At 63.1% G+C, this 25,801-nt stretch carries 23 protein-coding genes, 1 other RNA gene and 2 pseudogenes; 16 read left to right on the top strand and 10 right to left on the bottom strand.

All coding sequences use genetic code 11. The features are described from left to right. Positions 1-227 precede the first annotated feature (227 nt). Together NKH83_RS27565 and NKH83_RS27570 are read right to left on the bottom strand one after the other, a co-directional pair. Positions 228-425, bottom strand: a complete 198-nt coding sequence (locus tag NKH83_RS27565; RefSeq protein ID WP_023676715.1) for a hypothetical protein — start codon at positions 423-425, stop codon at positions 228-230. Positions 426-572: 147 nt separating this feature from the next. Beyond that, positions 573-1,058 (bottom strand): thioesterase family protein, encoded by a 486-nt coding sequence (locus NKH83_RS27570; protein ID WP_352808208.1) that lies wholly within the window; start codon positions 1,056-1,058, stop codon positions 573-575. A 119-nt stretch (positions 1,059-1,177) separates the two neighbouring features. Between NKH83_RS27570 and NKH83_RS27575 the strand changes: the two genes are divergently transcribed. Next, entirely contained in the window at positions 1,178-2,593 is a 1,416-nt protein-coding gene (locus NKH83_RS27575; RefSeq protein ID WP_352808209.1) for an FAD-binding oxidoreductase, read from the top strand. Positions 2,594-2,689: 96 nt separating this feature from the next. Next, the gene (locus NKH83_RS27580; RefSeq protein WP_352808210.1) at positions 2,690-6,724 is read left to right on the top strand and encodes an AsmA family protein; all 4,035 of its coding nucleotides are present in this window, start codon (positions 2,690-2,692) and stop codon (positions 6,722-6,724) included. 11 nt (positions 6,725-6,735) lie between these two features. On the opposite strand, the gene NKH83_RS27585 is transcribed toward NKH83_RS27580, so the two are convergent. Beyond that, a complete protein-coding gene (locus tag NKH83_RS27585; RefSeq protein WP_352808231.1) occupies positions 6,736-7,173 on the bottom strand; it encodes a MarR family winged helix-turn-helix transcriptional regulator in 438 nt (145 codons plus the stop codon). A gap of 153 nt (positions 7,174-7,326) precedes the next feature. Between NKH83_RS27585 and NKH83_RS27590 the strand changes: the two are divergent. After that, a pseudogene (locus tag NKH83_RS27590) lies at positions 7,327-9,120 on the top strand (chloride channel protein). Positions 9,121-9,123: 3 nt separating this feature from the next. Here the strand turns inward: NKH83_RS27590 and NKH83_RS27595 are convergent. The 4 genes from NKH83_RS27595 to NKH83_RS27610 form a co-directional block, all read right to left on the bottom strand. Then, positions 9,124-9,345 carry a ribbon-helix-helix domain-containing protein gene (locus NKH83_RS27595; RefSeq protein WP_254818946.1) on the bottom strand — a complete coding sequence of 74 codons (222 nt, stop codon included), beginning with the start codon at positions 9,343-9,345 and terminating at the stop codon, positions 9,124-9,126. A gap of 19 nt (positions 9,346-9,364) precedes the next feature. Next, a complete protein-coding gene (locus tag NKH83_RS27600) occupies positions 9,365-9,568 on the bottom strand; it encodes a DUF4169 family protein (protein WP_352808211.1) in 204 nt (67 codons plus the stop codon). Positions 9,569-9,586: 18 nt separating this feature from the next. Continuing rightward, positions 9,587-10,123 carry an SspB family protein gene (locus NKH83_RS27605; RefSeq protein ID WP_254818944.1) on the bottom strand — a complete coding sequence of 179 codons (537 nt, stop codon included), beginning with the start codon at positions 10,121-10,123 and terminating at the stop codon, positions 9,587-9,589. Positions 10,124-10,257: 134 nt separating this feature from the next. Beyond that, complete coding sequence (locus tag NKH83_RS27610; RefSeq protein ID WP_352808212.1) at positions 10,258-10,941, bottom strand: TetR/AcrR family transcriptional regulator; 684 nt, start codon at positions 10,939-10,941, stop codon at positions 10,258-10,260. A 167-nt stretch (positions 10,942-11,108) separates the two neighbouring features. Between NKH83_RS27610 and NKH83_RS27615 the strand changes: the two genes are divergently transcribed. Next, on the top strand, positions 11,109-12,314 hold the full coding sequence (locus NKH83_RS27615; RefSeq protein WP_023676705.1) for a multidrug effflux MFS transporter: 1,206 nt from the start codon (positions 11,109-11,111) through the stop codon (positions 12,312-12,314). Positions 12,315-12,414: 100 nt separating this feature from the next. Further along, positions 12,415-13,230: pseudogene (locus NKH83_RS27620) on the top strand (LysR family transcriptional regulator); the annotation flags it as partial. Positions 13,231-13,302: 72 nt separating this feature from the next. Here NKH83_RS27620 and NKH83_RS27625 read toward each other — a convergent pair. Next, positions 13,303-14,043, bottom strand: a complete 741-nt coding sequence (locus tag NKH83_RS27625; RefSeq protein WP_352808232.1) for an SDR family oxidoreductase — start codon at positions 14,041-14,043, stop codon at positions 13,303-13,305. A gap of 309 nt (positions 14,044-14,352) precedes the next feature. Beyond that, positions 14,353-14,708, bottom strand: a transfer-messenger RNA (tmRNA) gene (gene ssrA / locus NKH83_RS27630). Between the two features lie 161 nt (positions 14,709-14,869). On the opposite strand from ssrA, the gene NKH83_RS27635 reads away from it, so the two are divergent. The 6 genes from NKH83_RS27635 to NKH83_RS27660 all read left to right on the top strand — a co-directional run bounded on the left by NKH83_RS27635 (position 14,870) and on the right by NKH83_RS27660 (position 19,415). Next, positions 14,870-15,181, top strand: coding sequence for a DUF2853 family protein (locus tag NKH83_RS27635; RefSeq protein WP_254818940.1), 312 nt, complete (start codon positions 14,870-14,872; stop codon positions 15,179-15,181). A gap of 113 nt (positions 15,182-15,294) precedes the next feature. Then, on the top strand, positions 15,295-16,089 hold the full coding sequence (locus tag NKH83_RS27640) for a thymidylate synthase (RefSeq protein WP_352475331.1): 795 nt from the start codon (positions 15,295-15,297) through the stop codon (positions 16,087-16,089). Positions 16,090-16,370: 281 nt separating this feature from the next. Further along, a complete protein-coding gene (modA, locus tag NKH83_RS27645; RefSeq protein ID WP_502895632.1) occupies positions 16,371-17,162 on the top strand; it encodes a molybdate ABC transporter substrate-binding protein in 792 nt (263 codons plus the stop codon). Between the two features lie 16 nt (positions 17,163-17,178). Then, entirely contained in the window at positions 17,179-17,883 is a 705-nt protein-coding gene (gene modB, locus NKH83_RS27650; protein ID WP_254818937.1) for a molybdate ABC transporter permease subunit, read from the top strand. Next, positions 17,880-18,992 carry a molybdenum ABC transporter ATP-binding protein gene (modC, locus tag NKH83_RS27655; protein WP_352475329.1) on the top strand — a complete coding sequence of 371 codons (1,113 nt, stop codon included), beginning with the start codon at positions 17,880-17,882 and terminating at the stop codon, positions 18,990-18,992. Before modB ends, modC begins: the two co-directional genes overlap by 4 nt. Before the next feature lie 81 nt (positions 18,993-19,073). Further along, positions 19,074-19,415 carry a winged helix-turn-helix domain-containing protein gene (locus tag NKH83_RS27660; RefSeq protein WP_023676697.1) on the top strand — a complete coding sequence of 114 codons (342 nt, stop codon included), beginning with the start codon at positions 19,074-19,076 and terminating at the stop codon, positions 19,413-19,415. Positions 19,416-19,448: 33 nt separating this feature from the next. On the opposite strand, the gene cobF is transcribed toward NKH83_RS27660, so the two are convergent. Further along, the gene (gene cobF, locus NKH83_RS27665) at positions 19,449-20,222 is read right to left on the bottom strand and encodes a precorrin-6A synthase (deacetylating) (protein WP_352475328.1); all 774 of its coding nucleotides are present in this window, start codon (positions 20,220-20,222) and stop codon (positions 19,449-19,451) included. Between the two features lie 140 nt (positions 20,223-20,362). On the opposite strand from cobF, the gene NKH83_RS27670 reads away from it, so the two are divergent. The 5 genes from NKH83_RS27670 to NKH83_RS27690 all read left to right on the top strand — a co-directional run bounded on the left by NKH83_RS27670 (position 20,363) and on the right by NKH83_RS27690 (position 25,764). After that, positions 20,363-21,373 (top strand): DUF4424 domain-containing protein, encoded by a 1,011-nt coding sequence (locus NKH83_RS27670; protein WP_352808213.1) that lies wholly within the window; start codon positions 20,363-20,365, stop codon positions 21,371-21,373. Next, entirely contained in the window at positions 21,373-21,891 is a 519-nt protein-coding gene (locus tag NKH83_RS27675; protein ID WP_352808214.1) for a dihydrofolate reductase, read from the top strand. The genes NKH83_RS27670 and NKH83_RS27675 overlap by 1 nt, the downstream gene beginning before the upstream one ends. 161 nt (positions 21,892-22,052) lie before the next feature. Next, positions 22,053-23,147 carry an FtsH protease activity modulator HflK gene (gene hflK / locus NKH83_RS27680; RefSeq protein WP_023676693.1) on the top strand — a complete coding sequence of 365 codons (1,095 nt, stop codon included), beginning with the start codon at positions 22,053-22,055 and terminating at the stop codon, positions 23,145-23,147. Next, complete coding sequence (hflC, locus tag NKH83_RS27685; protein ID WP_352808215.1) at positions 23,147-24,103, top strand: protease modulator HflC; 957 nt, start codon at positions 23,147-23,149, stop codon at positions 24,101-24,103. Before hflK ends, hflC begins: the two co-directional genes overlap by 1 nt. Positions 24,104-24,246: 143 nt before the next feature. After that, positions 24,247-25,764, top strand: coding sequence for a DegQ family serine endoprotease (locus NKH83_RS27690; protein ID WP_254818931.1), 1,518 nt, complete (start codon positions 24,247-24,249; stop codon positions 25,762-25,764). Positions 25,765-25,801 lie beyond the last annotated feature (37 nt).

Below are 25,801 nucleotides of genomic sequence, written 5' to 3' on the forward strand. Positions count from 1 at the left end.
GCTTAACTCGAAACGTCGCGCCGCCCCTTCATCGCCCTGCGGGCACTTCTCGGACGCTGTCATCAATGGTTTCGTCAATTGCCAGCGTTTGCTGAAAGAGCGCCGAGGCTGCGGCCAGCTCCTTTTCCCCGTCACTATACGCGGAAGGTGGCGGCAGCCGGATGAGGGGCAGCGCAAACGTCCCAGAAATGCAAACCGGCCGGCCGGTCTGTTTCTTCCCGCACCGTTCAGGCGTGGCCGCGTTTCATCCGCGCCTGCTTCAGGATGGCGCGCCAGCGGATCATGGCGAAGGGAATCGGCTCGTTGTTGTTGGCGATGTGGAAGATCTCGTTGTTGAGGTTCTTCAGCGAGCGCCAGAAATCATAGTCGGTGATGCGTGGATCAGCCGCCAGCCTGTCCGCCTCGACCTTGATGTCGGTTTTCATGCACGTTCCCCGAACCGCTGCTGCTCCGCCGCCCGTATCGCAATTCGATGCGGATGGTTTTCCAACGCCGCGTTGAGTCGTTCAACGTCTCAATTCGGCTTGTTCACGTTAAAACCTCAGTAAGGTTAACGGCGGTCGGACTGCGGTTCAAGCCGGCTTACGACGAATACCGATCGAGCGGCCGGCGCGCTCCGGCATCGGCAGGGCGGCATGGGCGGCGCGCATCGCTTCCACCCTGGCCAGGACGTCAGCGGGGAAGGGCGCGACCCTCGGGCCAGCCATGTCGACATGCAGCGACAGCGTTTCGGAGGTGGCGGCGAGCCAGCCGTCGCGATGGCGGATTTCCTGGTAGGCCCTCAGCCGCTTCTCGTCATGGTCCAGCAACTGGAACGAGACTGTAACCTTGTGGTCGAGATGCAATTCCTGGACGTAGCAGACATGGACTTCCGCGGTGTAGATGGTCAGCCGCCGTTCCCTTACATAGTCCGGCCCCATCCCCATCATCTCGAAGGCTTCGTCGGAGCACCGGTCGAACAGCACGTTGTAATAGGCCATGTTGAGATGGCCGTTGTAGTCGATCCAGGCCTCCTCGATGTCCATGGCGCGAGAGACGAAAGGGGCGGGGATGGGCATCGGAAACTTCCTTCTCGTCATGCCGGGATGAGCGTGGACTGGACAGAACGTGGTTGGTGAGACTACGCATCCCTAGATGCAGAACAAGGGTGGACGCTGGTCCATTCGCGGAGGAATCGATGGCTCTAAGCGACCTCAATCCGGTCGAGCGCAACGAAGAAGGCATCGCTGCTGTGCTCGGCATCCTCAAACAGCGGCTCGGCGAGCGATTCCAGACCGGCCAGGCGATCCGCGCCCAGCACGCGCACACCACGACCTATATTCCGACGCAGGCGCCGGACGGCGTTGCCTTTGCCGAAACCACGCAGGAGGTGCAGGAGATCGTGCGCGCATGCGCCGCGCACCGCGTGCCGGTGATCGCCTTCGGCGTCGGCTCTTCGCTGGAAGGCCACACCAATGCGCCGGGCGGCGGCATCTCGCTCGATACCTCACGGATGAACCGGGTCATAGCGGTCAATCCGCAGGACCTCGATTGCACCGTCGAGCCCGGCGTGACGCGCGAGGACCTCAACCGGCATCTGCGCGACACGGGCCTGTTCTTTCCGATCGACCCGGGTGCCAACGCTTCGCTCGGCGGCATGGCGGCGACGCGGGCGTCGGGCACCAACGCCGTGCGCTACGGCACGATGCGCGAAAACGTCTTGTCGCTGACCGCGGTGATGGCCGACGGTGAAGCAGTGACGACCGGCAAGCGCGCCAAGAAAAGCTCGGCCGGCTACGATCTGACACGGCTGCTGATCGGCTCGGAAGGCACGCTCGGCATCATCACCCAGCTGACGTTGAAGCTGCAGGGCATTCCGCAGGCGATTTCGGGCGGCGTCTGCCCGTTCCCCAGTGTCGAGGCGGCGTGCAATGCGGTGATCGCGACCATCCAGATGGGCATTCCGGTGGCGCGCATCGAATTGGTCAACGCGCTGCAGATGCGGGCGATGAAGACCTATTCGAAGCTTGATTACCCGGAGAGCCCGTGCCTGTTCGTCGAGTTCCACGGCAGCGATGCCGGCGTCGCCGAGCAGGCCGAAACCTTCGGCATGATCGCCGAGGAAAATGGCGGCGGCCCGTTCCTGTGGACCAGCGTCGCCGAAGAGCGGACGAAATTGTGGAAGGCCAGGCACGATGCCTACTGGTCGTCGCTGACGCTGCGGCCGGGTGCCAAGGGCCTGTCGACCGATGTCTGCGTGCCGATCTCGCGCTTTGCCGAATGTGTCACCGAGACCGAGGCGGATATCGCCGAGATGGGCCTGATCGCGCCGATCGTCGGCCATGCCGGCGACGGCAATTTCCATGTGCTGGTGCTGATGGACGTGGACGATCCGAAGGAGATCGCGCTGGCGGAAAAATTCGTGGCGCGGCTCAACATGCGCGCTATCGCCATGGATGGCACCTGCACCGGCGAGCATGGCATAGGGCAAGGCAAGATCGGCTTCCTGCGGCACGAGCTTGGCCATGGCGTCGACATCATGCGCACGATCAAGCAGGCGCTCGACCCGCTGAACATCATGAACCCGGGCAAGATATTGCCTGGAAAGGGCTGACCTTCAGGCCGCTGCCGTGCCCCCATTTGCCTCTTTATCGACACGCTGATGCGGGTAGAGTGCCACTGACTTTCAACCAAAACTATCCAGGAGCTAATGCTCGCACGCCTGTTCGTGATCTTCGGTGGGCTTCTTGTGCTGGTGCTGTGTGCGGCGCTGGTGGTGCCGTACTTTGTCGACTGGACTGGTTACCGTGCCGATTTCGAGCGCGAGGCGAGTGCCGTCCTCGGCCGCAAGGTGACCGTGCAAGGCGATGCGACGGCAAGGCTGCTGCCGTTTCCCTCGGTGACGTTCTCGAATGTCGCCGTTGCCGGTGGCCCCAACGGACAGCCGGCAATGACCGTCGAAACCTTTTCGATGGATGCAGAACTCGCGCCATTCCTGCGCGGCGAGGTGCTGATCTTCGACATGCGGCTGGTGCGGCCGAAGGCGACGATCGACATCGCCGCCGACGGCACGGTCGACTGGACGATACGGCCATCCTCGCCCTTCGATCCCGGCCAGATCTCCATCGAGAAGCTGACGGTGACGGAAGGACAGATCGCGCTCAGCCACGCCGCGGGCGGGCGCAGCCATCTTATTTCCGAGATCAACTCAACGATCTCGGCCAAGTCGCTGGCCGGCCCCTGGCGGCTGGACGGCTCACTGTTGCTGGACGGGTTGCGGACCACGATCGCCGCTTCCACCGGCAAAGCCGAACCGGACGGGCAAATGCGGCTCCGGCTCAAGGCCGATCCGGATGCCTATCCGCTGGTCATCGAGACCGACGGCAATGTGGGCCTCGTCGAGGGCGCCGCCGTCTATTCGGGCCAGTTCAAGATATCGGGCGCAGACCGGACCGCGGCGCGGCCGCGCGGCACCGGCGGCGAGGCGCTGAAGGTCAGCGCCGGCAAACCGGACCCGGGCTTCAGGCTGAACGGCAAGTTTTCGCTCGACCACCAGAAGCTCGGCGTCGACGAATTCCGCTTCGAGACCGGGCCGCTCGACAATCCCTACACGGCCGACGGCAAGGCTGTGGTCGACCTTGGGCTGAAGCCGCATTTCTCTATCGAGGCCAATGGCGCACAGGTGCAGTTCGACGAGGCCGTCGGGGCGGCGGCCGGGGCCGGATTGACGCTGTCCGAACGGGTGGCGGCGCTCGAGCAGGCGCTGCTCGATCTGCCGAAGCCGACAATACCGGGCACGGTCGAGGTGAAACTGCCGGCGGTGGTCGTAGGCGACACGACGGTTCGCGACGTGCATCTGTCCGCCGAGCCGGCCGAAGGCGGCTGGGCGGTAAAATCGCTGGCCGCCACGCTGCCCGGCCGCGCCAAGCTGGAAGCCAATGGCATGGTCAGCGTCGAGGACCATTTCGGTTTCACCGGATCGCTGCTTCTGGCGGTGGCGCAGCCCTCCGGCTTTGCCGCCTGGCTGTCGAAGGACGTCGACGAGGCGATCCGCCGTTTGCCGGCCGCCGGCTTCAAGGCCAAGGTGGATTTGAGCGAAAGACACCAGGCCTTCAGCGATCTCGAACTCATCCTCGGCAAGGCGAAGTTCTCCGGCCGCATCGATTCCAACCAGCCCGACGAAACCCGTCCATCGGTGCTGATGCAACTCGAAGGTGGCGAACTCGACGTCGATGGGCTCGCTGCCTTCGCCTCGATCTTCGTCAGCGACAAGGGCGCCAACCGCTTTTCCGATCGCGACCTCGATTTCCAGATCAAGGCCGGGCCGGTCAGCGCCGGCGGCTTGACCGCCGATAGCGTCGATACTTCACTTAGATTGCGTGAGGGGCTGCTTGAGATCGACCGCCTGTCGGTCGGCGGACTTGCCGGCGCCTCGATCAGTGCCACCGGCCGGATCAAGGATTTCCCGGCGAGCCCGACCGGCAAGCTCGACGCCTCGGTGGTCGCCGTCGACCTCAAGCCGCTGATCGACGTCGCCGTCCAGCATTATCCAGACAATGCGGTGCTGAAGTGGCTGGCGGAGCGCGCTGCTGCCTATCCCGAGCTGTTCCAGGATGCGCGTATCGACGCGGTCACGAGTGCCGCAGACAATGGCGATGGTACGACCGGACTGGCCATGAGCGCACAGGGCAAGGCCGGTGGCTCGGCCTTTTCGGCGTCGTTGTCCGGCAAAGGGGCGCTCGACCGGCCTCTCGAAGCGCCGGTGACGCTGACCTTCAACGCAAGGAACGCCGACGCCACCGCGCTTCTGGCGCTTTACGGTCTGCCGGCGCTGCCGCTCGGCATGCTCGGCGAGGCGACCACCGACGTCTCGGCCAAAGGCACGCTTGGCGGCGGCCTGGCGACACGATTCAGCCTGGCCGGCGCTGACTTCAAAGCTGGTTTCGACGGGACAATTGCCGACACGCCTCAGGGCGCGGCCGCCAAGGGCAAGGTCAGCCTTGAAACGGCCGACATCTCGCCATGGCTGATGACGACCGGCGTCGGCCTGCCCGGCATGGAGACCGGCATGTCGACGTCGCTTGCTGCCGATGCCGACTACGGCAATGGTCTCCTGGTGCTGAGCGGGCTCAGCGGCGCCGTCAACGAAGCGGCGGTTTCCGGTGACGTAAATATCGACATCAAAGAGGGGCTGCCGCATCTTGCCGGCGCGCTGTCGCTGGACGAGCTGGACCTCGATCCGATGGCGGTGATGCTGTTCGGCGACCACGCTTTCCTTGTCAATGACAGGACCTGGCCGACGGCACCGTTCAGCCAGAAATCCAGTCTGCCATTTACCGCCGATCTCGATCTGACGGCGGCGTCGCTTGCCGCCGGCCCGCTTGCCACCGCCTATGACGCTGCGCTTTCGCTGCAGCTCGACCAGGAGGGCATCCGTGTTTCCGACCTCAAGGCAAAATTCCTCGGGGGCGAGTTGAGTGGCCTGTTCGAGCTCAAGAACAATGACGGCACCGGGCTTTTCTCCGGTCAGATGAAACTCGCGGGCTCCGATTTGACAGCTGTGCTGCCGGAGGCCGGCATCAGCGGAAGCGGCGATTTCTCGACGGCGCTTTCGACCAGCGGCAAATCGGTCGACGCGATGGTCGCGGCGCTGTCCGGTTCCGGCACGGCGACGCTGAAGGGTATGACTATTGCCGGTTTTAATCCCGATGCCTTTGGCGCATTTATTGCCAAGGCCGACGCGATCGGGCGCGATATCGACGCGTCGAAGACTGCCGGTTTTGTGCCGCAGATCGCCGCGGCGGGCAGTTTTCCGGCGCAGGACACCGATATTGCCTTCACCATCGCCGGCGGCACGCTGAGGGCGCCGCCGGTCAAATTGGAAAGCCCGGGCGCGACGCTGTCCGCCGACATCACCGCCGATCTGAACACCAGCACCGTCGATGCCAAGGGCGAGATCGCCTATCGACCCGGCGATGAGGCGCTGGTCGGCTCCGAACCGATTTTGAATTTCAGCGTCGACGGTCCGTTCGGCGCCACCAAACGGCAGTTCGACAGCGAGCCGCTGGCCCAGTTCCTGACCCAGCGTGCGCTGGAAAAGGAGCAGCAGCGAGTCGAAGCCATGCAAGCCGCACTGCTCGAGAAACAAAGGCTGCGGCGTGAGGTGCGCTACTACGCTGCCCTGCAAATCGAGCGTGAAAGAGCGGCGGCGGAACGGCGCAAGCAGGAGGAGGAAGCGGCGCGGCTGAAGGCTGAGGCCGACGCCAGGGCAAAGGCCGAAGCCGAGGCTCAGGCCCAAGCCGAAGCGGAGGCGAGGGCGCAGGCTGAAGCCAAGGCGCAGGCCGAAGCCGAGGCGCAGGCCCAAGCCGAAGCGGAGGCCAGGGCGCAGGCCGAAGCCAAGGCGAAGGCGGATGCAGCGGCGAAGGCCGAAGCCGAGGCGAGGGCGAAGGCCGAGGCGGCTGCAAAGGCCAAAGCGGATGCGGAAGCCAAAGCCAAGGCGGCGCAACAGGCTGCCGAGGAAGCAGCGCAGGCCGAAGAACAGCAACGCCAGAGGGCGGAAGAGGCGTTGCGGATCGCCTCGGAAGAGAAGGCAAGGCTCGACGCCGAACGCAAGGCCGCGGCGGAGCGAGCGGAACGGGCGCCACCGGCCACAAATAACGTGCCACCGCCAGTGCAGCCCCCGCCAAAGCTCAAGTTCGATCCCTCGTCGATCGACGATCTGCTAAAATCGCTGAATGGCGGGTGACGGCGCATCCCTTATGTGTCGCGTCCAGCAAGCAAGCGCTTGAGCATCGGCTCGATCCGCCCGAGTTCGTCGAGATGAGCGGCTGACAGATCGGCGAGACTGTCGTCGGCGCGCTCGGTCAGCCGCAGCAGCACGCGGCGGTGGTCCTCCTCGTCGTGGTTCCTCGCGACGAGCCCGGCTTCGCAAAGACGGTTGACCAATTCCACGGCGCTGTGATGGCGGATGCGCAGGCGCTCCGCGAGGTCGCCAATGGTCACCGGCCCTCCGCCGGGAAACCCTTTGATTGCAAGCAGGGCCTGATGCTGGCGTGGTGTCAGGCCGGCTTCCTGCGCCTGGATCTGGCTGAATTCGAGAAAGCGGCGGATCAGGTAACGAAATTCGGACAGCCTTTGGTAGTCGGCCGGTCCGATCGCTGCGCCGCGCTTTTGTGGCTTCGAAGTGTCTGCCATCGATTCCTTGCCGACAAAGCCGCAAACGGCCTTGAACATTTATATCGTGTTACGATACAGAGCGAACCAACATGGCTCGTGGCTGCCATCTTCGGTGGCACGGTCGGCGACGCATCCGCAAGTCGGCACGCCGCCAGAAAACAAGATTTGCAAATGAAATCCGATCACACCAACCCCGGCCATCTGCGCGATTTTACCACCGATGCCCGGGTGCTGCTCATTGCCGGCATAGCGGTGGTGGTTGCGACGGCAGGGTTGTTTGCCGGCATTGCCCTTTTGAAGCTGATCCGGCTTGCCACGAACATCGCCTATTTTGGCCAGTTCACGCTCGCCGACCTGAAACTGCAGGATACGCCGCCTGGCTATGCCTCGGTATTTGTTCCGGTCATCGGGGCATTGATCATCGGTGTGATGGCTCGCTTCGGAAGCGAAAAGATTCGCGGCCATGGCATTCCCGAAGCCATCGAGGCGATCCTGCTCGGACGCTCGCGGCTCGACGCCAAGGTGGCGATCCTGAAGCCGTTGTCGTCGGCAGTCTCGATCGGCACCGGTGGGCCATTCGGCGCGGAAGGGCCTATCATCATGACCGGCGGCGCCATTGGTTCGCTGATCGCGCAGATGCTGCCGGTCAGCGACAATGAACGCAAGACGCTCCTGGTGGCGGGTGCGGCGGCCGGCATGACCACCGTGTTCGGAACACCGATCGCTGCCATCATGCTTGCGGTGGAATTGCTGCTCTTCGAATGGACGCCGCGCAGCTTCATTCCCGTAGCGGTCGCTGCCATCATTGCCGAGGTCGAGCGCACCATGCTGCATCTGCCGGGGCCGATCTTCCCGTTTCAGGGCGGCATGGAGGTTTCATTTCCAGGCCTTGCCGGCTGGGTGCTGGTCGGCATGGCAGCCGGGCTGCTATCGGGGTTGCTGACCCAGATGGTCTATGCCTGCGAGGACGGTTTCCAGAAGCTGCCCATCCACTGGATGTGGTGGCCGATGCTCGGCGGCCTGGTGGTCGGCATTGGCGGGCTGATCGAGCCGCGGGCGCTCGGCGTCGGCTATGACAATATCGCCGACATGCTGGATGGCCGCACCATAGCGACCGCTGCGCTCACCCTGTTGGTGGTGAAGGCGATCATCTGGTCGGTCGCACTCGGCTCGGGAACGTCGGGAGGTGTGCTGGCGCCGCTGCTGATCATGGGCGGGGCGATGGGCGCGGTCCTCGCCGGCTTCCTGCCGGCCGCCGATCCGGGCTTCTGGGCGCTGCTGGCGATGACGGCGACGATGGGCGGCACCATGCGTGCGCCGCTGACCGCCACCTTTTTTGCGGTCGAACTGACCGGCAACACCCATGTCCTGGTGCCGCTGATCGCGGCAACTGCCACCGCGCATGCGGTGACCGTGCTGTTGATGAAGCGTTCGATCCTCACCGAAAAAATCGCACGGCGAGGGCATCACATGGTTCGCGAATACCGTGTCGATCCGTTCGCCCTGACCAGGGTGCGCGAGGTGATGACCAGCGAGGTCTAGAGTGTGCCGGCGACAATGACGCTACACGGTGCGGCAGCGTTCCTGACGGCGCCCGAGACACGGCATCCGAGCTTTCCGGTCGTCGATGAAGAAGGGCACGTGCTCGGCGTCATCGACCCGCCGGCGATCCTGCGCTGGAGACGCGCCGGCAAGCACCGCACGACGACGCTTGGCGAACTGCTGGCCGGCAGCAAGGTCACGCTGGCCTATCCAGATGAGTATCTCGAGGGTCTCTCCGACAAGCTGCTGATGGCGAACGTGTCCCATTTGCCGGTCGTCACGCGAGAAAATGCCCGGCTGGTGGGCTATGTCGGCTGGAAGGACCTGATGCGCGTCAGATCGAAGAAACAGGCCGAAGAACGCGACCGCTCGGCTTTGCTGGGCTTCCGTATCCGGCGCAGGAAACAGGATAGCGTTGCCTGAAGGCTAAAACTTGCCGCGCTTGGCCCAATCCAGCACATAGAGCCTGAGCGCCGAGGAGAGGTTCGCATCGCGCGGGCGGCTCTCGTCGATTTCGGCGACAAGCGCGGCGAGCGTCAGTTTTCGCACGGCCGCAATAGCGATCAGGTCGTCGTAAAAAGGCTTTTCGAGCGAATAGCTGGTGCGGTGGCCGCGAATCGTGACCGAGCGCTTTTCGACCGGGCTCACGCGACGATCCTATTCACATTCAAGCATCGGATTTGTCCGAATCGCCCGATTTTTCGCGGCGATGGCGGGCGACGAATTTATCGGCCTTGTCGGCGATCAGGCGGTCGCGATCCCGGCTGGTTTTGGAACGGCCATGCAGCGCCCGGTTTTGCTCGGCCAGGCGCTCCTTCTCGGTTCGCGCCTTCTGCTTGCGTGCCTGACGGAGATTGACGATCTCGGCCATGTCACGCCGCCCGTCGGGTCATTTCTTGCGGAAGGCGTCGAGCGACACCACGTCGGCGCCCTTGGCACCGGCGTCGGCCGCGGCAGGCTTCTTTTCCACCTCAGCGTTTTTCTTCTTCGTCTCAGGCTTTTTCTCGGCGACGATGGCCAGCGGCTCGGGAGCAGGCTTGGCCTTTGTCTCCTGTTCCGCCGGGGTGTCGGTCTTGACGTCGAATTCGAGCTCGAAGTTGACGGATGGATCGTAAAAGCCGCGCACTGCCGAGAACGGGATTTCCAGTTTCTCCGGCACGTCGGAAAACGACAGCCCGACTTCGAAGCCGGTGTCGCTCACCTTCAAGTCCCAATACTGGAACTGGATGACGATGGTCATCTGTTCGGGATAGCGCTCGCGCAGCCGCGACGACACGCGCACGCCCGGCGCGCCGGTGAGAAAGGTGATGAAGAAGTGATGGTTGCCCGGGAGACCGGTGCGCGCGACCTCGGCCAGGACTTTGCGCATGACGCCGCGCAACGCCTCCTGGGCCAGAATGTCGTAGCGGATGTGGTCGTCGGCCATGTGGCTGTCGGGTTCCGTTGAATCGTCCTGATAGCTGTAATCAAGCTTGAGCGCGGCGTAAACCGGATATAGATCGCCTGCGTGCGGAAGCGAAGCCCATCGGCGACGATTTGATCGTCAAACGGCTTTGATCGTCAAGCGCTGGCGAGCGCGCCCTGTTTACCAGCCACAGGCTGCCGCTTGCCGAAGGCGCGCAGGAAGGTGCGCACGCCATTTGTCGCCGACTGCACCACCTCGTCCTCGGTCGGTGTGCCGCCGAGCATGAACGTCGTCTGCAACTCGGCATTGGCAAGCGCCATGAACTGGCGCGCTGCGACGTCGGGATCATCGATATCAAGGAAGCCGGCATGAGCGAGGCGGGCGAAGCGGGCGGCGATCGCCGGCCATGTCCTGCCCGGTCCTTCTTCGCGCCATTCGGCGAACAACTCGGGATAGCGCCCGCCCTCGGTCTGGATCAGCTTGCGCAGGAATTTGCCGTCGCGGTTGCAGATGCAGTTGTGATTTATCCGCACAGCAAAAGCGATGAGGTCGGCCTCGAGATCCTTCGGCTGATCGGGAAAAGTGGAAATCGTGGAAAAGATGCCGGCGTTGCAACGTTCGGTGAGGTCGCGGACGATGGCAACGAAGAGTTTTTCCTTGTCGCCGTGATGATTGTAGATGGTCTGGCGGGAGACGCCGGCTTCGGCCGCAATCATGTCGATATTGGCACCGGCGAAGCTTTCGCGGCAGAAGACCGAGGTGGCGGCATCGACAATCGACATCCGCTTGGCCTCATGGCCCCGTGGCGGGAAAATGTCAGGAGAAACGTTGGCCTTCATGCAAAACTATATAGAGGTGGTTGACGAATTAGACAAGCCTGTCTAAATTTGTGGACTGCACGAAGGGAGTTTCGTTCCGCAGAAGAGTCGGAACTCCATGGGATGGAACGTCCTAGGGTTACGCGCCGGTCCTCGGCGGCAACCAGAATTCGAAAGAGCCTGCTATCATGAACGCCAAATTCCTCCGCATTGCGGTCGTGCTCGGCCTATTGTCCGCGATCGGCCCGTTTGCCATCGACATGTATCTTCCAGCCCTGCCGTCAATCGGCGAGGATCTGCATGCCGGCACTGCCGCGGTGCAGATGAGCCTGCTGATCTTCTTTCTTTCCATGGGCTTCGGCCAGATCGTCGTCGGACCGATCTCCGACATGGTCGGCCGCAAGCTGCCGCTCTACGGCGGCCTGGCGCTGTTCATGGTCGGCGGCGTCGGCTCGGCGCTGGCTCCCTCGATCGAATGGCTGATCGCCTTCCGCTTCCTGCAAGGGCTCGGCGCCAGCGCCGGCATGGCCGTACCGCGCGCGATCGTGCGCGACCTGCATACCGGCACCGAGGCCGCCAAGTTGATGTCGCTGCTGATGCTGGTGTTTTCGGTCTCGCCGATCCTGGCGCCGCTGACCGGTAGCCAGATCATCGAGAACTTCGGCTGGCGGGCCGTGTTCTGGACGGTGACGGGCGCGGCCGTGCTGGCCACCATCCTGCTGGCGACCTCTCTCAAGGAGACGCGGCCGGTCGAAGAGCGCGCCGGTTCGTCCTTCGGGACGGCACTTTCCGGCTATCGCTTCCTGATGGGCGACCGCAACTTCCTTGGCCTGACGGCCATCGCCGGCTTCGGCATTGCGAGCTTTTTTGTCTATCTATCGAGCTCGTCCTTCATCCTGATCGACCATTATGGCCTGTCCCCTTCGGTTTACAGCGTGTTCTTCTCGATCAATGCGGTTGCCTTCATCGGCATGTCGCAGCTGACCGGGTTGCTGTCGGAGCGGTTCGGGCTGCAGCGCGTGGTGCGCGTCGCGGTGACCGGCTATGCGACGACGATGGTGGTGCTGTTCGCGGTGATGGCATCGGGTGTCGACCGGCTCGACGTAATGGCGGCGCTGCTGTTCATCGGCTACGGCTTTCTCGGCCTGGTCATCCCGACAACGTCGGTGCTGGCCATGGAAGAGCATGGCGAGATCGCCGGCACCGCTTCGGCGCTGATGGGCACGCTGCACTTCGCCATCGGCGCGGTCGCCATGGGCGTCGCCGGCGTGTTTTTCGACGGCACGCCGCTGCCGATGGTGGCGGGCATCACGCTGTGCGCGGCGATCTCCTTCACACTGGCCAAGATAACGCTCGGCCGCAGCCGGGACGTTGCGGAAGCGCCAGCGGAGTAAGCTTCACCTGTCGAGACAAAAAGGCCGGGCGATGTTCCCGGCTTTTTCACATTTGCGGTCCCGGTTCAAAGCAGCCTATGCCTATATGACGGGTCAAGACATGCAGCTTCGACATCTCAAGACCTTCGTGGCGGTCGCCACCACCCTGAACATCACGCGCGCCTCCGAGCGGGTTCATCTTGCCCAATCGAGCGTGACCGAACAGATCCAGGCGCTGGAAGCCGATCTGGGCACGTCGCTGTTCGACAGGTCACGGCGTGGCTTGAAGCTGACGGCGGCAGGACAGCGCCTGCTGGACTACGCAAACGATCTCCTCGACCTTGCGGACGAAGCCCGTTCCGCTGTCGCCGACGCGAGCGGTACGGTTGCCGGTCGTCTGACGGTCGGCGGCCTGGAGACGCTTTGCTCGACACGCTTGCCGGCTTTGCTGGGGGAATTCCATCGGCGTCATCCCGATGTGGAACTGGACCTCAGGGCGAACGATAGCAGTGGGTTGCGTGCCGGCGTGACAAGCGGCGCGCTGGACGTATCGTTCCATTTCGGAGCCGTCCCGGCGGCGGCGCCGGAGCTGCGAAGCGAACAGATAGCCGAGGAAGAGCTCGTCGTCATAATGCCGGCAAATCACCGGTTGGCCGGATATTCTGCCATAAGGTCCGACGACCTGGCTGACGAGGCCTTCCTCGTCACCCAGCCCGGTTGCGTCTATAGGCGGATGTTCGACGAAACGTTTGCCGCAACATTGCCTGACTGTCCAAAACTCGTCGGCGAGTTCGCCAGCATGGGTGCGATACGGGGCCTTGTTGCAGCCGGTCTTGGATGCGCGCTGGTTCCGCGTCTCGTGGCTTCCGCGGCCGACGCCAATATCGTCGTGTTGCCTTGGGTCGGAAGCAGCCCGGTGACGCCGGTCACCATGGTATGGCGCCACCGGCGCATTCAAGCGCCGGTGCTGCGGCTGTTCCTCGCAATGGTTCGCGAAATTTGGCCATGGCTAGACCAGCCGCTGGCCACCATCGACATGAAGCACCGTTCCGGTGATGAAGCCGTTATGCATCAGGGACGTGATGGCCTGGGCAATGTCGGCTGCCTGCCCGATCCGGCCGACGAGCAGGCGCTTTGCCATGCCGTCCAGCGCAGCCGTCTTTCCGCTGCCGGCGACGGCATCCCAAATCGGCGTGTCGACCCAGCCCGGCGAGACGACGTTGATGCGGATCGGCGCCAGTTCGACGGCAAGAGCGTAGGCGAGTGAGCCGAGGGCCCCATTAACGGCTGCCACCACCGAGCCTTTCGCCGCCGGACGATAGGCGGCGATGCCCGAGGTCAGCGTGATCGATCCCCTGGGCGTCAGACGAGGCGCGCCATGTTTGGCAAGAAGAAGCGGTCCGACGACCTTGGAATCCATCACTTTCCGCGCCAACGAGATGTCCATGTCGGGAAGCACTACATAGACGCCGGTGACGTCGGCGGCGGTCGAGACGATGTGGTCGAGCGTACCGACATCCTGGAACAGGCGTCGGACCTCGTCCTCACTTGTGACGTCGGCTGCGATCGTCCTCAGCCTTTCCGGGTGAGGCAAGCGCCGCCGTGCGGCCGACAACCGGTCCTGGGAGCGGCCGACGATCGTAACCTTAGCGCCGGCGGCAAGCCCCTGTTCGGCCAGCGAAAGCCCCATGCCGGAGCTGCCGCCAACGATCAGGATGCGTTCGTGTTTTGGTGTGGTTTCCTGGTTCATCTTGTCTCCATCAGGTAGCTCGCCGGGCATGACCACACGCGGCGAGAAACTGAGGCCTTGTCCCGCAAAGGCATGAGAGAAGGGAAACGGGAAGATACGAATGCTGCCATCGGAGGTTCCGATCATGGGAAGCCCTTGGGCTTTCGCCTCAGCCTGAGACGCTCAGCCCGAGACGTTGATGAAACATTCGCCGGTGCGATCGATGCGGTCAGCCAGGGATTGGTATAAAGGCCGCGGCGCCTTGGGTCTGTCAGGGCGCATAAAAAAGCCGCCGGCCAAGCTGCAGCTGCGCATATCAAAAAAGGGAGAAATGGAGGTTTCTGTTGCCAGGTACCTCCGAACCCCGCCTAGAAGTGCGAACCACTAGGGCTTGAATTGAAGCTATCGCACCGCTTACGCGGCGAGACGTGCTTCCGCATAGTTGTCGTTGGCAACTATAAGTTTAGCCCGATAACGGTGGTACAATGCCGGGCAAAAGTACGATCTTTACACCTTCGTCGATCCTATTTCGCCCCCAGCAAAAGCCGCTCCTGAGCAGCGGTTTTTGGTGGAGGCGCCGGGTACCGCCCCCGGGTCCGAACGGCTTATTTCATCGCCTGTTTATCGCCATAGTCGGTCGAGCCGACGAAGCGAATATAGGGACTGGCGGTGGAAAATGAAAGGCCGGAATGCCACTTTCGTCCGTACCAAAGTGGATCATGAAGGGTTGACTTGCAGCCGGTCTCAACCGAAGCTTTGTGGCGGTGAGGAGACCTAGCGCATACTTGCGGCAGCGCGCCACAATCCTCATCAACCGGATCCCGTGGCGCCGACGAGGGGAAATTCGATGGCCGATTATCTTGCAGACGTAAAGAAATATGATGCGGCGGCGGATGCCGACGCGGTCGCCAAGATCGTCAAACATCTGGGCATCGCGCTCAGGAACCGCGATTCCTCGCTGGTGTCCTGCACCGACCCGGAGGAACTGAAGCGCGTCAGGAACAGCTGGGTCGCCGGCAAGCTCGGCGTCACCGACGGCGCCAAGGCAGATGCGGCTATCGAAAAGGCCTGCAAGGCGATGGCGGCCGACAACAGCAAGAGCCGGGTGACGTTCTACTACCTTGTCGCCAGGGATCTGGGCATGCTCGGCTCGCTCTGAGCAACCTCGCCGCTGATGCTGGTGAGCCTTCTGCTGGAATCGTCTCGCTTTGCTGTGTTCGGCCGACGGTCATTCGGCTATGATGGCTGACAACCCGAATCGGACCGGAGCCGATGCGCCAGTATCTCGACCTTCTGAAGCATGTGCTGGAAAACGGCGCTGATCGCGGCGACCGTACCGGCACCGGAACGCGCTCGGTATTCGGCTACCAGATGCGCTTCGACCTGGCCCGCGGCTTTCCGGTCACCACCACCAAGAAGCTGCACCTGAAGTCGATTGTCCACGAGCTTTTGTGGTTCCTGGCCGGCGACACCAACATCAAATATCTCAACGATCACGGCGTCTCGATCTGGGATGAGTGGGCCGACGAGAACGGCGATCTTGGCCCGGTCTATGGCAAACAGTGGCGGTCGTGGCCGGACGGCCATGGCGGCTCCATCGACCAGATTGCGAATCTTCTGAAGGAGATACGCAAAAATCCTAATTCGCGGCGGCTGATCGTTTCGGCGTGGAACCCGGCCGAGGTGGAGGCCATGGCGTTGCCGCCCTGCCACTGCCTGTTCCAGTTCTATGTTTCGGAAGGCAAGCTTTCCTGCCAGCTCTATCAGCGTTCGGGTGATATTTTTCTCGGTGTGCCGTTCAACATCGCTTCCTATGCGTTGCTGACGCTGATGGTGGCGCAGGTGACCGGATTGAAACCCGGCGATTTCATCCACACGCTCGGCGATGCGCATCTTTACTCGAACCATTTCGAGCAGGCGCGCGAGCAATTGCGGCGCACACCCAAGGCGTTGCCGACGCTATGGATAAACCCCGAGGTGAAGGATCTCTTTGCTTTCCGCTTCGAGGATTTCCGGCTCGACAACTATTTCGCCGACGCGACGATCAAGGCACCGATCGCGGTCTAGCACCATAGCTGACCGTCCATATCGAAATTGCCCACTGCGGCTCCGCTCTTGGGCGTTGTCAGCATTCAACTTGATCGGCCGACGTCGACCTGACGCAATCCCTGGTCGCTGTTTTTATGCAATATTTCCTTCGGCCTCGATACCGCTGTATCCAACGAAGATTATCGCAGGCCAGGAAAACCTCAGCCCAGAAGACCGTCGCCGGTAAAGAGCCTTTCATTGTTATGTTCACATGGATATATCGATAGCGGCTTCGGGCGATCCGGGACGAGGAGAGTTTCATGCTGACGCGCAAGGGTTCGACGACGATTGCCAAAGTCGGTCTCGCCGCCATGCTGATGGTCGTGGTGCCGGCGGCCTATGCCGATGACAAGGTGGTCGTGTTTGCTGCGGCGAGCCTCAAGGAAGGGCTCGACGCCGTCAACAAGGCCTGCGAGGCCGACGTCGGCGAGGTGGCAACCATTTCCTACGCGGCGAGCTCGGCGCTGGCCAGGCAGATCGAAAGCGGCGCGCCGGCAGACGTGTTCGTCTCGGCCGATCTCGACTGGATGAAATATCTTTCCGACAGGAAGCTGACCAAGCCCGAAACCGAAGTGAAACTGCTCGGTAACCAGATCGTGCTGGTCGCGCCGCGGGATTCCAAGGTCGAGACCAGGATTGAAAAGGGGTTCGCTCTTGCCGGGCTCGTCGGTGACGGCAAACTTGCCATGGGCGATGTCAAGGCGGTGCCGGCCGGCAAATACGGCAAGGCAGCCCTCGAATCGCTCGGTGTCTGGTCTTCCGTCGAAGGCAAGGTGGCGCAGGCCGAGAATGTCCGCGCCGCTCTAAAGCTGGTATCGACCGGCGAGGCAGCACTCGGCATCGTCTACGCCACGGATGCGCATGCGGAGCCTGGCGTGAAAGTGGTCGGCACTTTCCCCGCGGGTACCCATCCGCCGATCATCTATCCAGTCGCCCAGCTTGCGGATTCGAAGGGGAAGGATACCCCGGCATTCCTAAAATGCCTGCAATCCGCCAAGGCTGGCGAACTCTTCAAGGGGCAAGGTTTTACCGTGCTCGCGCCGAGCAATTAGGGCAACGCGCTGACGTATGAACTGGCTGCTGGATCTTACTCCCGACGAATGGAACGCGGTCCGGCTGTCGATCAAGGTGGCGACCGTGGCGATGATCGCCAGCCTGCCGCCGGGCGTAGCAATCGCCCTTGTGCTCGCCCGCGGCCAGTTCTGGGGCAAGACGCTGCTCAATGGTCTGGTGCATCTGCCGCTGATCCTGCCGCCGGTGGTGACTGGCTATTTGCTGCTTTTGACTTTCGGCAAGCGCGGTCCGGCCGGGGCTTTCCTGGCCGAGCATTTCGGCATCGTTTTTTCCTTTCGCTGGACGGGCGCCGCGCTCGCCTGCGGGGTAATGGGTTTTCCGCTGATGGTGCGGGCGATCCGGCTGTCTATTGAGGCCGTCGACCGCAAAATCGAGGCGGCCGCCGGCACGCTTGGCGCCAATCCGCTATGGGTATTCGGCACGATCACCCTGCCGCTTATCCTGCCCGGCCTGATCGCCGGTGCGATCCTCTCCTTCGCCAAGGCGATGGGCGAATTCGGCGCGACGATCACCTTCGTCTCCAACATCCCGAACGAGACGCAGACGCTGCCGTCGGCGATCTATACTTTCACGCAGGTTCCCGGCGGCGACGCCGGCGCGCTCAGGCTGACGCTGATCTCGATCGTCATATCGATGGCGGCACTCGTGGCCTCGGAAGTGCTGGCGCGGCGTGTCGGCCGGCGGATGGACATCGAATGACGGTTCAGGTCGACATCAGCCACCGGCTTGGCGGTTTCGCCGTCAATGCCCGCTTCGAGAGCGCCGGGCGGCTGACTGCGCTGTTCGGGCCTTCCGGCTCCGGAAAGACGACGCTCATCAATTTGATTGCCGGGCTGATCCGCCCCGACAAAGGCCGTATCGCGGCCGAGGGCCGCGTGCTGGTCGATAGCGACGCCGGCCTGTTCGTGCCGAAACACAAACGGCGGATCGGCATGGTGTTCCAGGATGCGCGGCTGTTTCCGCATATGAGCGTGGCGAGCAATCTGCGCTATGGCCGTTGGTTCACGCCGGCTGCCGAGCGCTACGCGGATATCGATGGCGTGGTCGAACTGCTCGGCATCGGTCATCTGCTCGACCGGCGGCCGGCAAAACTCTCCGGTGGCGAGAAGCAGCGCGTGGCAATCGGCCGGGCGCTGCTTGCCAGTCCGAAATTGCTGCTGATGGACGAGCCGCTGGCGTCGCTCGACGAGGCGCGCAAGGCCGAGATCTTGCCTTATATCGAGCGGCTACGCGACGAGACGAAAATTCCGATCGTCTATGTCAGCCACTCGATCGCCGAAGTGGCGCGGTTGGCGAGTGACGTCGTGGTGCTGATGCAAGGCAAGGTCGCTGCTTCCGGTCCGACCGGAGCGATCATGCAGCGTCTGGATCTATTGCCGGCCGAAGAGCGCGGCGAGGGCGGTGCCGTGCTGGATACCGCGGTTCTGCGCCACGACGAAGCCTTTGGCATGACGGTGCTAGGCTCATTGGCGGGCGAGATCCGGGTGCCGCTTCTGGCAACGCCGGTCGGTGCGCCGGTGCGCGTCCGCATCCGAGCCCGCGACGTGATGATCGCCACCGAGCAGCCGGTTGGCCTCAGCGCGCTCAACATATTGCCGGGCACGATCGTGGCGATAGAGCCGGGCGAAGGGCCTACGGTCGAGATTGGTCTCGACTGCAATGGCGCAACCGTGCTTGCCCGCATCACCGAAAAGTCGCGGCAGACGCTGGGGCTCCGGCTTGGTCGACAGGTCTTCGCCGTGGTCAAGACAGTGAGCTTCGACCGGGCGAATACCGGGACCGGCTTGCCGGCCGAGGCGGATGGGTGATCGGCCGATGATTCGCTATATCGTTTGGGAATAGCGGTATCGCTGCAGAACTTGTAGAGTAGCGTGACCGCGGAGGAGCAAATGCCGTCGCTGAGTTTGCGGATAAATCTCGATCCAGATGGCCGCATCGGGCCGGGCAAGATCGAGCTTCTGGAACAGATCGCCGCCTTCGGCTCGATTTCGGCCGCGGCGCGCGGCATGGAGATGTCCTACAAGCACGCCTGGGATCTGGTCGAAGACATGAACCGGGTGTTCGGCAAGCCGCTGGTTGCGGCACAAACGGGCGGCAAAAAAGGCGGTGGCGCTCAGTTGACGTCGGTCGGGCTTGCTGTGGTCAGCCGCTTCCGCGCGATCGAGCGGGCTGCGTCTTCAGCAGCGGCGGCGCATATGGAGGCGCTGCAGGCCGAGATCGACGCTGCGTGAACTCGGCGGAATTCATGCCGCGCTCGATCCCTGCTAATCCTCCGGCTCGCCCGGCTTGCGCAGCAGATAGGTGTCCATGATCCAGCCTTTTTTCCGGCGGGCCTCCTCACGGGTGCTCACGATCTTGTCGCCGACGTCGCCAATCCGGCCCGAGATGACGATCTCGTCGGGGGTGCCGAGGTAGGCGCCCCAGTGGACGGTGACGTCCTTGTCGTCCAGCGTGTTGAAGGCGCATTTGCCGTCCAGCATGACGATGGTGCTGCCGGCGTTTTCGGGCAGACCTTCCTCGGTGAGCCGGCGGCCGGTGGTGATCAAAACGGCGTCGCCGATTCGGTTCAATGCCATTTTGTGGCTGGCGGCGAGTGCCTGGATGGCGGTGATGCCAGGGATGACCTCCAGCTCGAACGCGATATTGCCTCTGAGGCGCACGCGATCCAGGATGCGCAGCGCGCTGTCGTAGAGCGATGGATCGCCCCAGATCAGGAAGGCGCCGCAGCCATCTTCGGGGAGTTCGTCGCGGATCAGGCCTTCGTAGATCACGGCGATCGCTTCGTGCCAGTCGTCGACGGTCGAGCGGTAGGAAGGCGCCGGTTCGGCGCGCACCGGCACCTCGAATTCGACACGGCGCGAGTTCGGATTAGTGACGAAGCGGTCGCAGATCTGGCGGCGCAATTCGGCGAGATCGCTCTTCTTGGCGCCCTTGTCGGGAATGAACAGCACGTCGGCCCGATTGAGGCCGTTGATGGCCTGGACCGTCATGTGCTCCGGATTGCCGGCGCCGATGCCGATGACGAGAAGCTTGCGCATGGGCCAACTCCTGCCCGATCGGAACCGGTGTGTCTAGACCGACACGACATGCCGGCAGGCGCCGGCGCATTTGCCGAAAGGCTTTGAAACGCCACATTGAACAGCTAGAGTCATGTTGGCATTCTCGCCGGGGAGTCTCCATGTTCCGTTACGTCCTGACCGCAGCCTTGGCGCTCTCGGCTACGCCTGCGCTCGCCAATGATTCGGTCGCCGAACTCGACACTGGTGGGCTGATCCTTTCGCGCAGCGATGCGGTGGCGATGGAAAGCGAGGATCTCTACATCTCGCCGGAAAAGGTGACGGTCGACTACGTCTTCCGCAACAACATCGACAAGGATGTCAATGCGATCGTCGCCTTTCCGATGCCCGACATCGAAGGCGACCCCGAAGAAATACCGGCAATTCCGGAGGCGCAGAGCGACAATTTCCTCGGCTTCGAAGTGACGATCGACGGGGTGCCGGCAAAGCCGCAGCTCGAGCAGAAGGTCTTCGCGCTCGGCATCGACATCGGCGCTGACCTGAAGGCGCAGGGCGTACCGTTCTATCCGTTCGGCGATGCGGCCAAGGCAGCGCTGGCAAAGCTGCCGCAAGCGGTCACCGACGACTGGGTCAATCGTGGCATCATCATCGAGGACACCGCCGACGACGGTTCGGGCATGAAGACCGTCTATACGCCGTTCTGGCAATTGCGCTCGACCTATTGGTGGCGCTCGACCTTTCCGGCCAACAAGACGGTCCATGTCTCGCATCGCTACAAGCCGAGCGTCGGCGGCACCTCCTCGGTCAGCTTCTTCTATGACGGCCAGTTCCAGGGCCAGTATGCCGCCTACAAAACACGCTACTGCATGGACGATGCCTTCGAGAATGCCGTGCGCAAGGCAGCCAAGGACGATCCCGACGGCTATCCCAAATATTTCGAGAACCGCATCGCCTATATCCTGACCACGGGCGGCAACTGGGCCTCGGGAAACATCGGTACGTTCAAGCTGACCGTCGACAAGGGCGATCCGAAGAACCTGGTCTCGTTTTGCGGCGAAAACGTCAGGAAGATCGGACCGACGACGTTCGAGATGAAGGCGCAGAACTTCTACCCCGAGCACGACGTCGACATATTGCTGCTGGAGCCATCCGATGGCGGGAACGGCGGCTGATGGATCTCGCGATTTATGTCGCCATCGCCGAGAACGGCGTGATCGGGCGCGAGGGTGGGTTGCCGTGGCGGCTTTCCACCGATCTCAAGCGGTTCAAGGCCGATACGATGGGCAAGCCCATCATCATGGGCCGCAAGACCTATGAAGGCATCGGCCGGCCATTGCCGGGCAGGCTCAACATCGTGGTGACACGAGACAGGGCATGGCGCGCCGAGGGCGTCGAAGTCGCGCACTCAATCGAGGACGCGATCGCGCTGGCGACGGTGCGCGGGCGCTGCATGGCCGGCGCCGACGAGGTCTGCGTCATCGGCGGCGGGGAGATCTACGCTCAGGCGCTGCCGTTGGCCGATAGGCTGCACGTGACCCATGTTCTAGCCAGGGTCGAAGGCGATGCCCATTTCCCGCCGATCGATCCGGCGCTGTGGCGGATCGTCCGCTCGCAAGACCTGGCGGCTGGCGAAAAGGACAGCCATGCGACACGCTATTCGGTTTACGAGCGGCGCCGCGACGTGCATTGAAGACGACAAAGGGTCGCGACAGGTCTAAATGGACCCAAAAGGCGGACAGTGGCGGCAGCCGATCGCGTTGAAAGCGTGCCGTTGCATCCCTATAGAAGAATAATATTGGATTTTGCGCCGGTGAGCCGGCGCTTGAGGGAATTCCAAGCGAAAGGACACCCATGCCCTGGAACGACAAGAGCGGCGGCGGCGGCCCGTGGGGCGGCGGCAACAATCAGGGGCCTTGGGGTCAGGGACCCAAGGGACCCAGCGGCCCACAAGGCTCGCCTCCCGATCTCGAGGATATCATTCGGCGCGGGCAGGACAGGTTGCGGCGCGCGCTGCCGGGCGGCGGTGGCGCGAGCCCTGCCGTGTTCGGGCTGATTGCCGCGGCGCTGGTGGTGCTATGGGCGTTCAAGGCGGTCTACACCGTGCAGCCCGACGAAGTTGCGGTCGAGCTCAGGTTCGGCAAGCCGAAGGCGGAGCTCTCGCAGCCTGGCCTGCATTTCCATTGGTGGCCCATTGAAACGGTCGAGACCGCCAACATCGCCGAGCAGCTTGTCAGCATCGGCGGCGGCAGTTCCAGCGGCAATGGCCTGATGCTTTCCGGCGACCAGAACATCGTCAACGTGCAGTTCTCTGTGGCCTATCAGGTCTCCGACCCTAAGGCCTATCTGTTCGACGTGTCCGACCCGGACGGCATGCTGCAGCAGGTCGCCGAAAGCGCGATGCGCGAAGCGGTCGGCCGGCGCCCGGCGCAGGACATTTTCCGCGACGACCGGCAAGGCATTGCGGCGTCGGTGCGTGAGATCATCCAGACGACGCTGGACGGCTACAAGGCCGGCCTCAACGTCAACGCAATTTCGATCGAGGACGCCGCGCCGCCGCGCGAGGTTGCAGACGCGTTCGACGAGGTGCAGCGGGCCGAACAGGACGAGGACAAGTTCGTCGAGCAGGCCAATCAGTATTCCAATCAGAAGCTCGGCCAGGCGCGCGGTGCGGCCGCACAGATCCGCGAAGACGCGGCCGCCTACAAGAACCGGGTCGTGCAGGAGGCCGAAGGCGAGGCGCAGCGCTTCATCTCGGTCTATGACGAATATGCAAAGGCGCCGGAAGTGACGCGCAAGCGGCTCTACCTGGAGACGATGGAGAGGGTGCTGAAGGATTCGAGCAAGGTCATCGTCGAGCAGGGCAACGGGCAAGGGGTGGTTCCCTACCTGCCGCTGCCGGCATTGCAGCAGAAGGCGCCGGCACCGGCCACCGGAGGAAACCAGTGATGGCCAACCGTCTTCCCGTCATTGCGGTCATCGCCGCGGTCATCCTGTTCCTGCTCTATTCGTCGGTCTTCGTCGTCAATGCGCGCCAGCAGGCGCTGGTGCTCAGGTTCGGCGAAATCGTCGACGTCAAGAACCAGCCGGGCATCTATTTCAAGGCGCCATTCTCCTTCTTCGATGCCGACACCGTGCAGCTGATCGAAAACAGGGTGCTGCGCTTCGACCTCGACAACATCCGTGTCCAGGTTTCGGGCGGCAAGTTCTATGAGGTCGATGCCTTTATCGCCTATCGTATCTCGGACCCGCGTGTGTTCCGCGCCGCGGTCTCTGGCCAGATAGAACTGGCCGAGGCCCGGCTGAGGACGCGTCTCGACGCCGCTTTGCGCCGCGTCTATGGCCTGCGAGACTTCGAGGCGGCGCTCTCGGAAGAGCGCGCCGTGATGATGCGCGAGGTGCGCGATCAGCTGAGGCCGGATGCCACCTCGCTTGGCCTGCAGATCGAGGATGTCCGCATCCGCCGCACCGATCTCACGGCCGAAGTTTCACAGCAGACCTTCGACCGCATGAAGGCCGAACGTCTCGCCGAAGCCGAGCGGCTGAGAGCGCGCGGCAACGAAGCAGCGCAGCGGATCAGGGCTCGCGCCGACCGCGAAGTGGTGGAAATCGTCGCCGAAGCGCAAAAAGAGTCTGAAATCCTGCGTGGTGAAGGTGAAGCCCAGCGCAGCGCCACGTTTGCCGGTGCCTATCAGCGCGATCCGGCCTTCTTCGATTTCTATCGGTCGATGAATGCCTATGGCACGGCGCTGAACAGTACCGGAACGACGATGGTGCTGTCGCCGAATTCCGAGTTCTTCCGCTTTTTCCGCGACCCGAACAGCAAGGAAACGCCTGCGGCACCGGCGGCACCACCGCCTGCCGCTCCCACCGCACCGGCGGCACAGCCAAGCACCGGCCAGTAGGGCCGGTGCAGGGGCGCCGGCGTAACGGAGGATTTATCCTCTGGCCGTAGCCATAGCCGCAAACGTGCCTTATTTCTTGCCAACATGACGCGGACCGGCATTTTTGCCGAAGCGGTTTTTTCAGAACACCCGGAGGCCTTTCGATGACATCCACCACCCTTCTGCGTGCAGCGAGGCGGACGTTCATCGCCGGGGCCGCTGCGCTTCTGGTCGGCGCCGTTGCCGTTCCCTCGTTCGTGGCGCCGACGATGGCAGCCGACGGGCCGCCCTCGGTTGCCGATCTCGCCGCCGGCCTGCTTGGCGCCGTGGTCAACATCTCGACGTCGCAGACTGTTAAAGGCACTGAGGGGCCGGGCGCAGTGCCGATGCCGCAGCTGCCGGAAGGCTCGCCCTTCCAGGACTTCTTCGACGATTTCTTCAAGAACCGTGGCGGCGACAAGGGCGGCGGCGGGCAAAAGGTGCAGTCGCTGGGCTCCGGCTTCGTGGTCGACGCCGAGCAGGGCATAGTGGTGACCAACAACCACGTCATTGCCGATGCCGACGACATCGAGGTGAATTTCTCCGATGGGGTGACGCTCAAGGCGACGCTGGTCGGCACCGACACCAAGACCGACGTCGCGGTGCTGAAGGTCGATCCGAAAGGGCACAAGCTGACGGCTGTGAAGTTTGGCGATTCCAACAAGATGCGTGTCGGCGACTGGGTAATGGCGATCGGCAATCCGTTCGGTCTCGGCGGCACGGTGACGGTCGGCATCGTCTCGGCGCGCAATCGCGACATCAATTCCGGTCCCTATGATGATTTCATCCAGACCGATGCCGCGATCAACCGCGGCAATTCCGGTGGACCGCTGTTCAACAGCAGCGGCGAGGTCATCGGCATCAACACGGCAATCATCTCGCCGTCGGGCGGCTCGATCGGCATCGGCTTCTCGATCCCGTCGCAGCTTGCCTCGGGCGTCGTCGACCAGCTTCGCCAGTTCGGCGAGACGCGGCGCGGCTGGCTTGGCGTGCGCATCCAGCCGGTGACCGACGACATTGCCGAGAGCCTGGGCATGGCGACCGCCAAGGGCGCGCTGGTCGCCGGCGTCATCAAGGGCGGGCCGGTCGACAACGGCACCATCCAGGCCGGCGACGTCATCATCAAGTTCGACGGCAAGGACATCCATGAAATGCGCGACCTGCCTCGCGTCGTGGCGGAGAGCCCGGTCGGCAAGGCCGTCGACGTGATCATCGTGCGCAAGGGTGTCGAGCAGACCGTCAAGGTGACGCTCGGCCGGCTCGAGGATGGCGAGAAGCTTGCCAGCGGCGGTGAAAACGGCAACACCGACCAGGACGACGCCGACAAGGCGCCTGCGGTTTCGACGGCTTCCGTGCTCGGCATGACGATCGGCGAGCTCAATGACGAGACGCGCACGAAGTTCGGCATCGCCGCCGACGTGTCCGGCGTCGTCGTGACCGACGTCTCCAAGGATTCGGCGGCGGCTGAACGCGGCATCCAGCCGGGCGAGGTGATCACCGAGATCGCGCAGGAATCGGTCGCAACGCCCAAGGACGTCATGGACCGGATCGGTGCGCTGAAGGAGCAGGGGCGCAAGAACGCGCTTTTGATGCTGGCGTCGAAGACCGGCGAGCTGAGGTTTGTGACAATCCGGATGGATTGAGTCCGGAAGAGCCTGCAACACTCTGATGTTGAAAGGA

Source organism: Mesorhizobium sp. M0909 (assembly GCF_040319515.1).
Classification (GTDB): domain Bacteria; phylum Pseudomonadota; class Alphaproteobacteria; order Rhizobiales; family Rhizobiaceae; genus Mesorhizobium.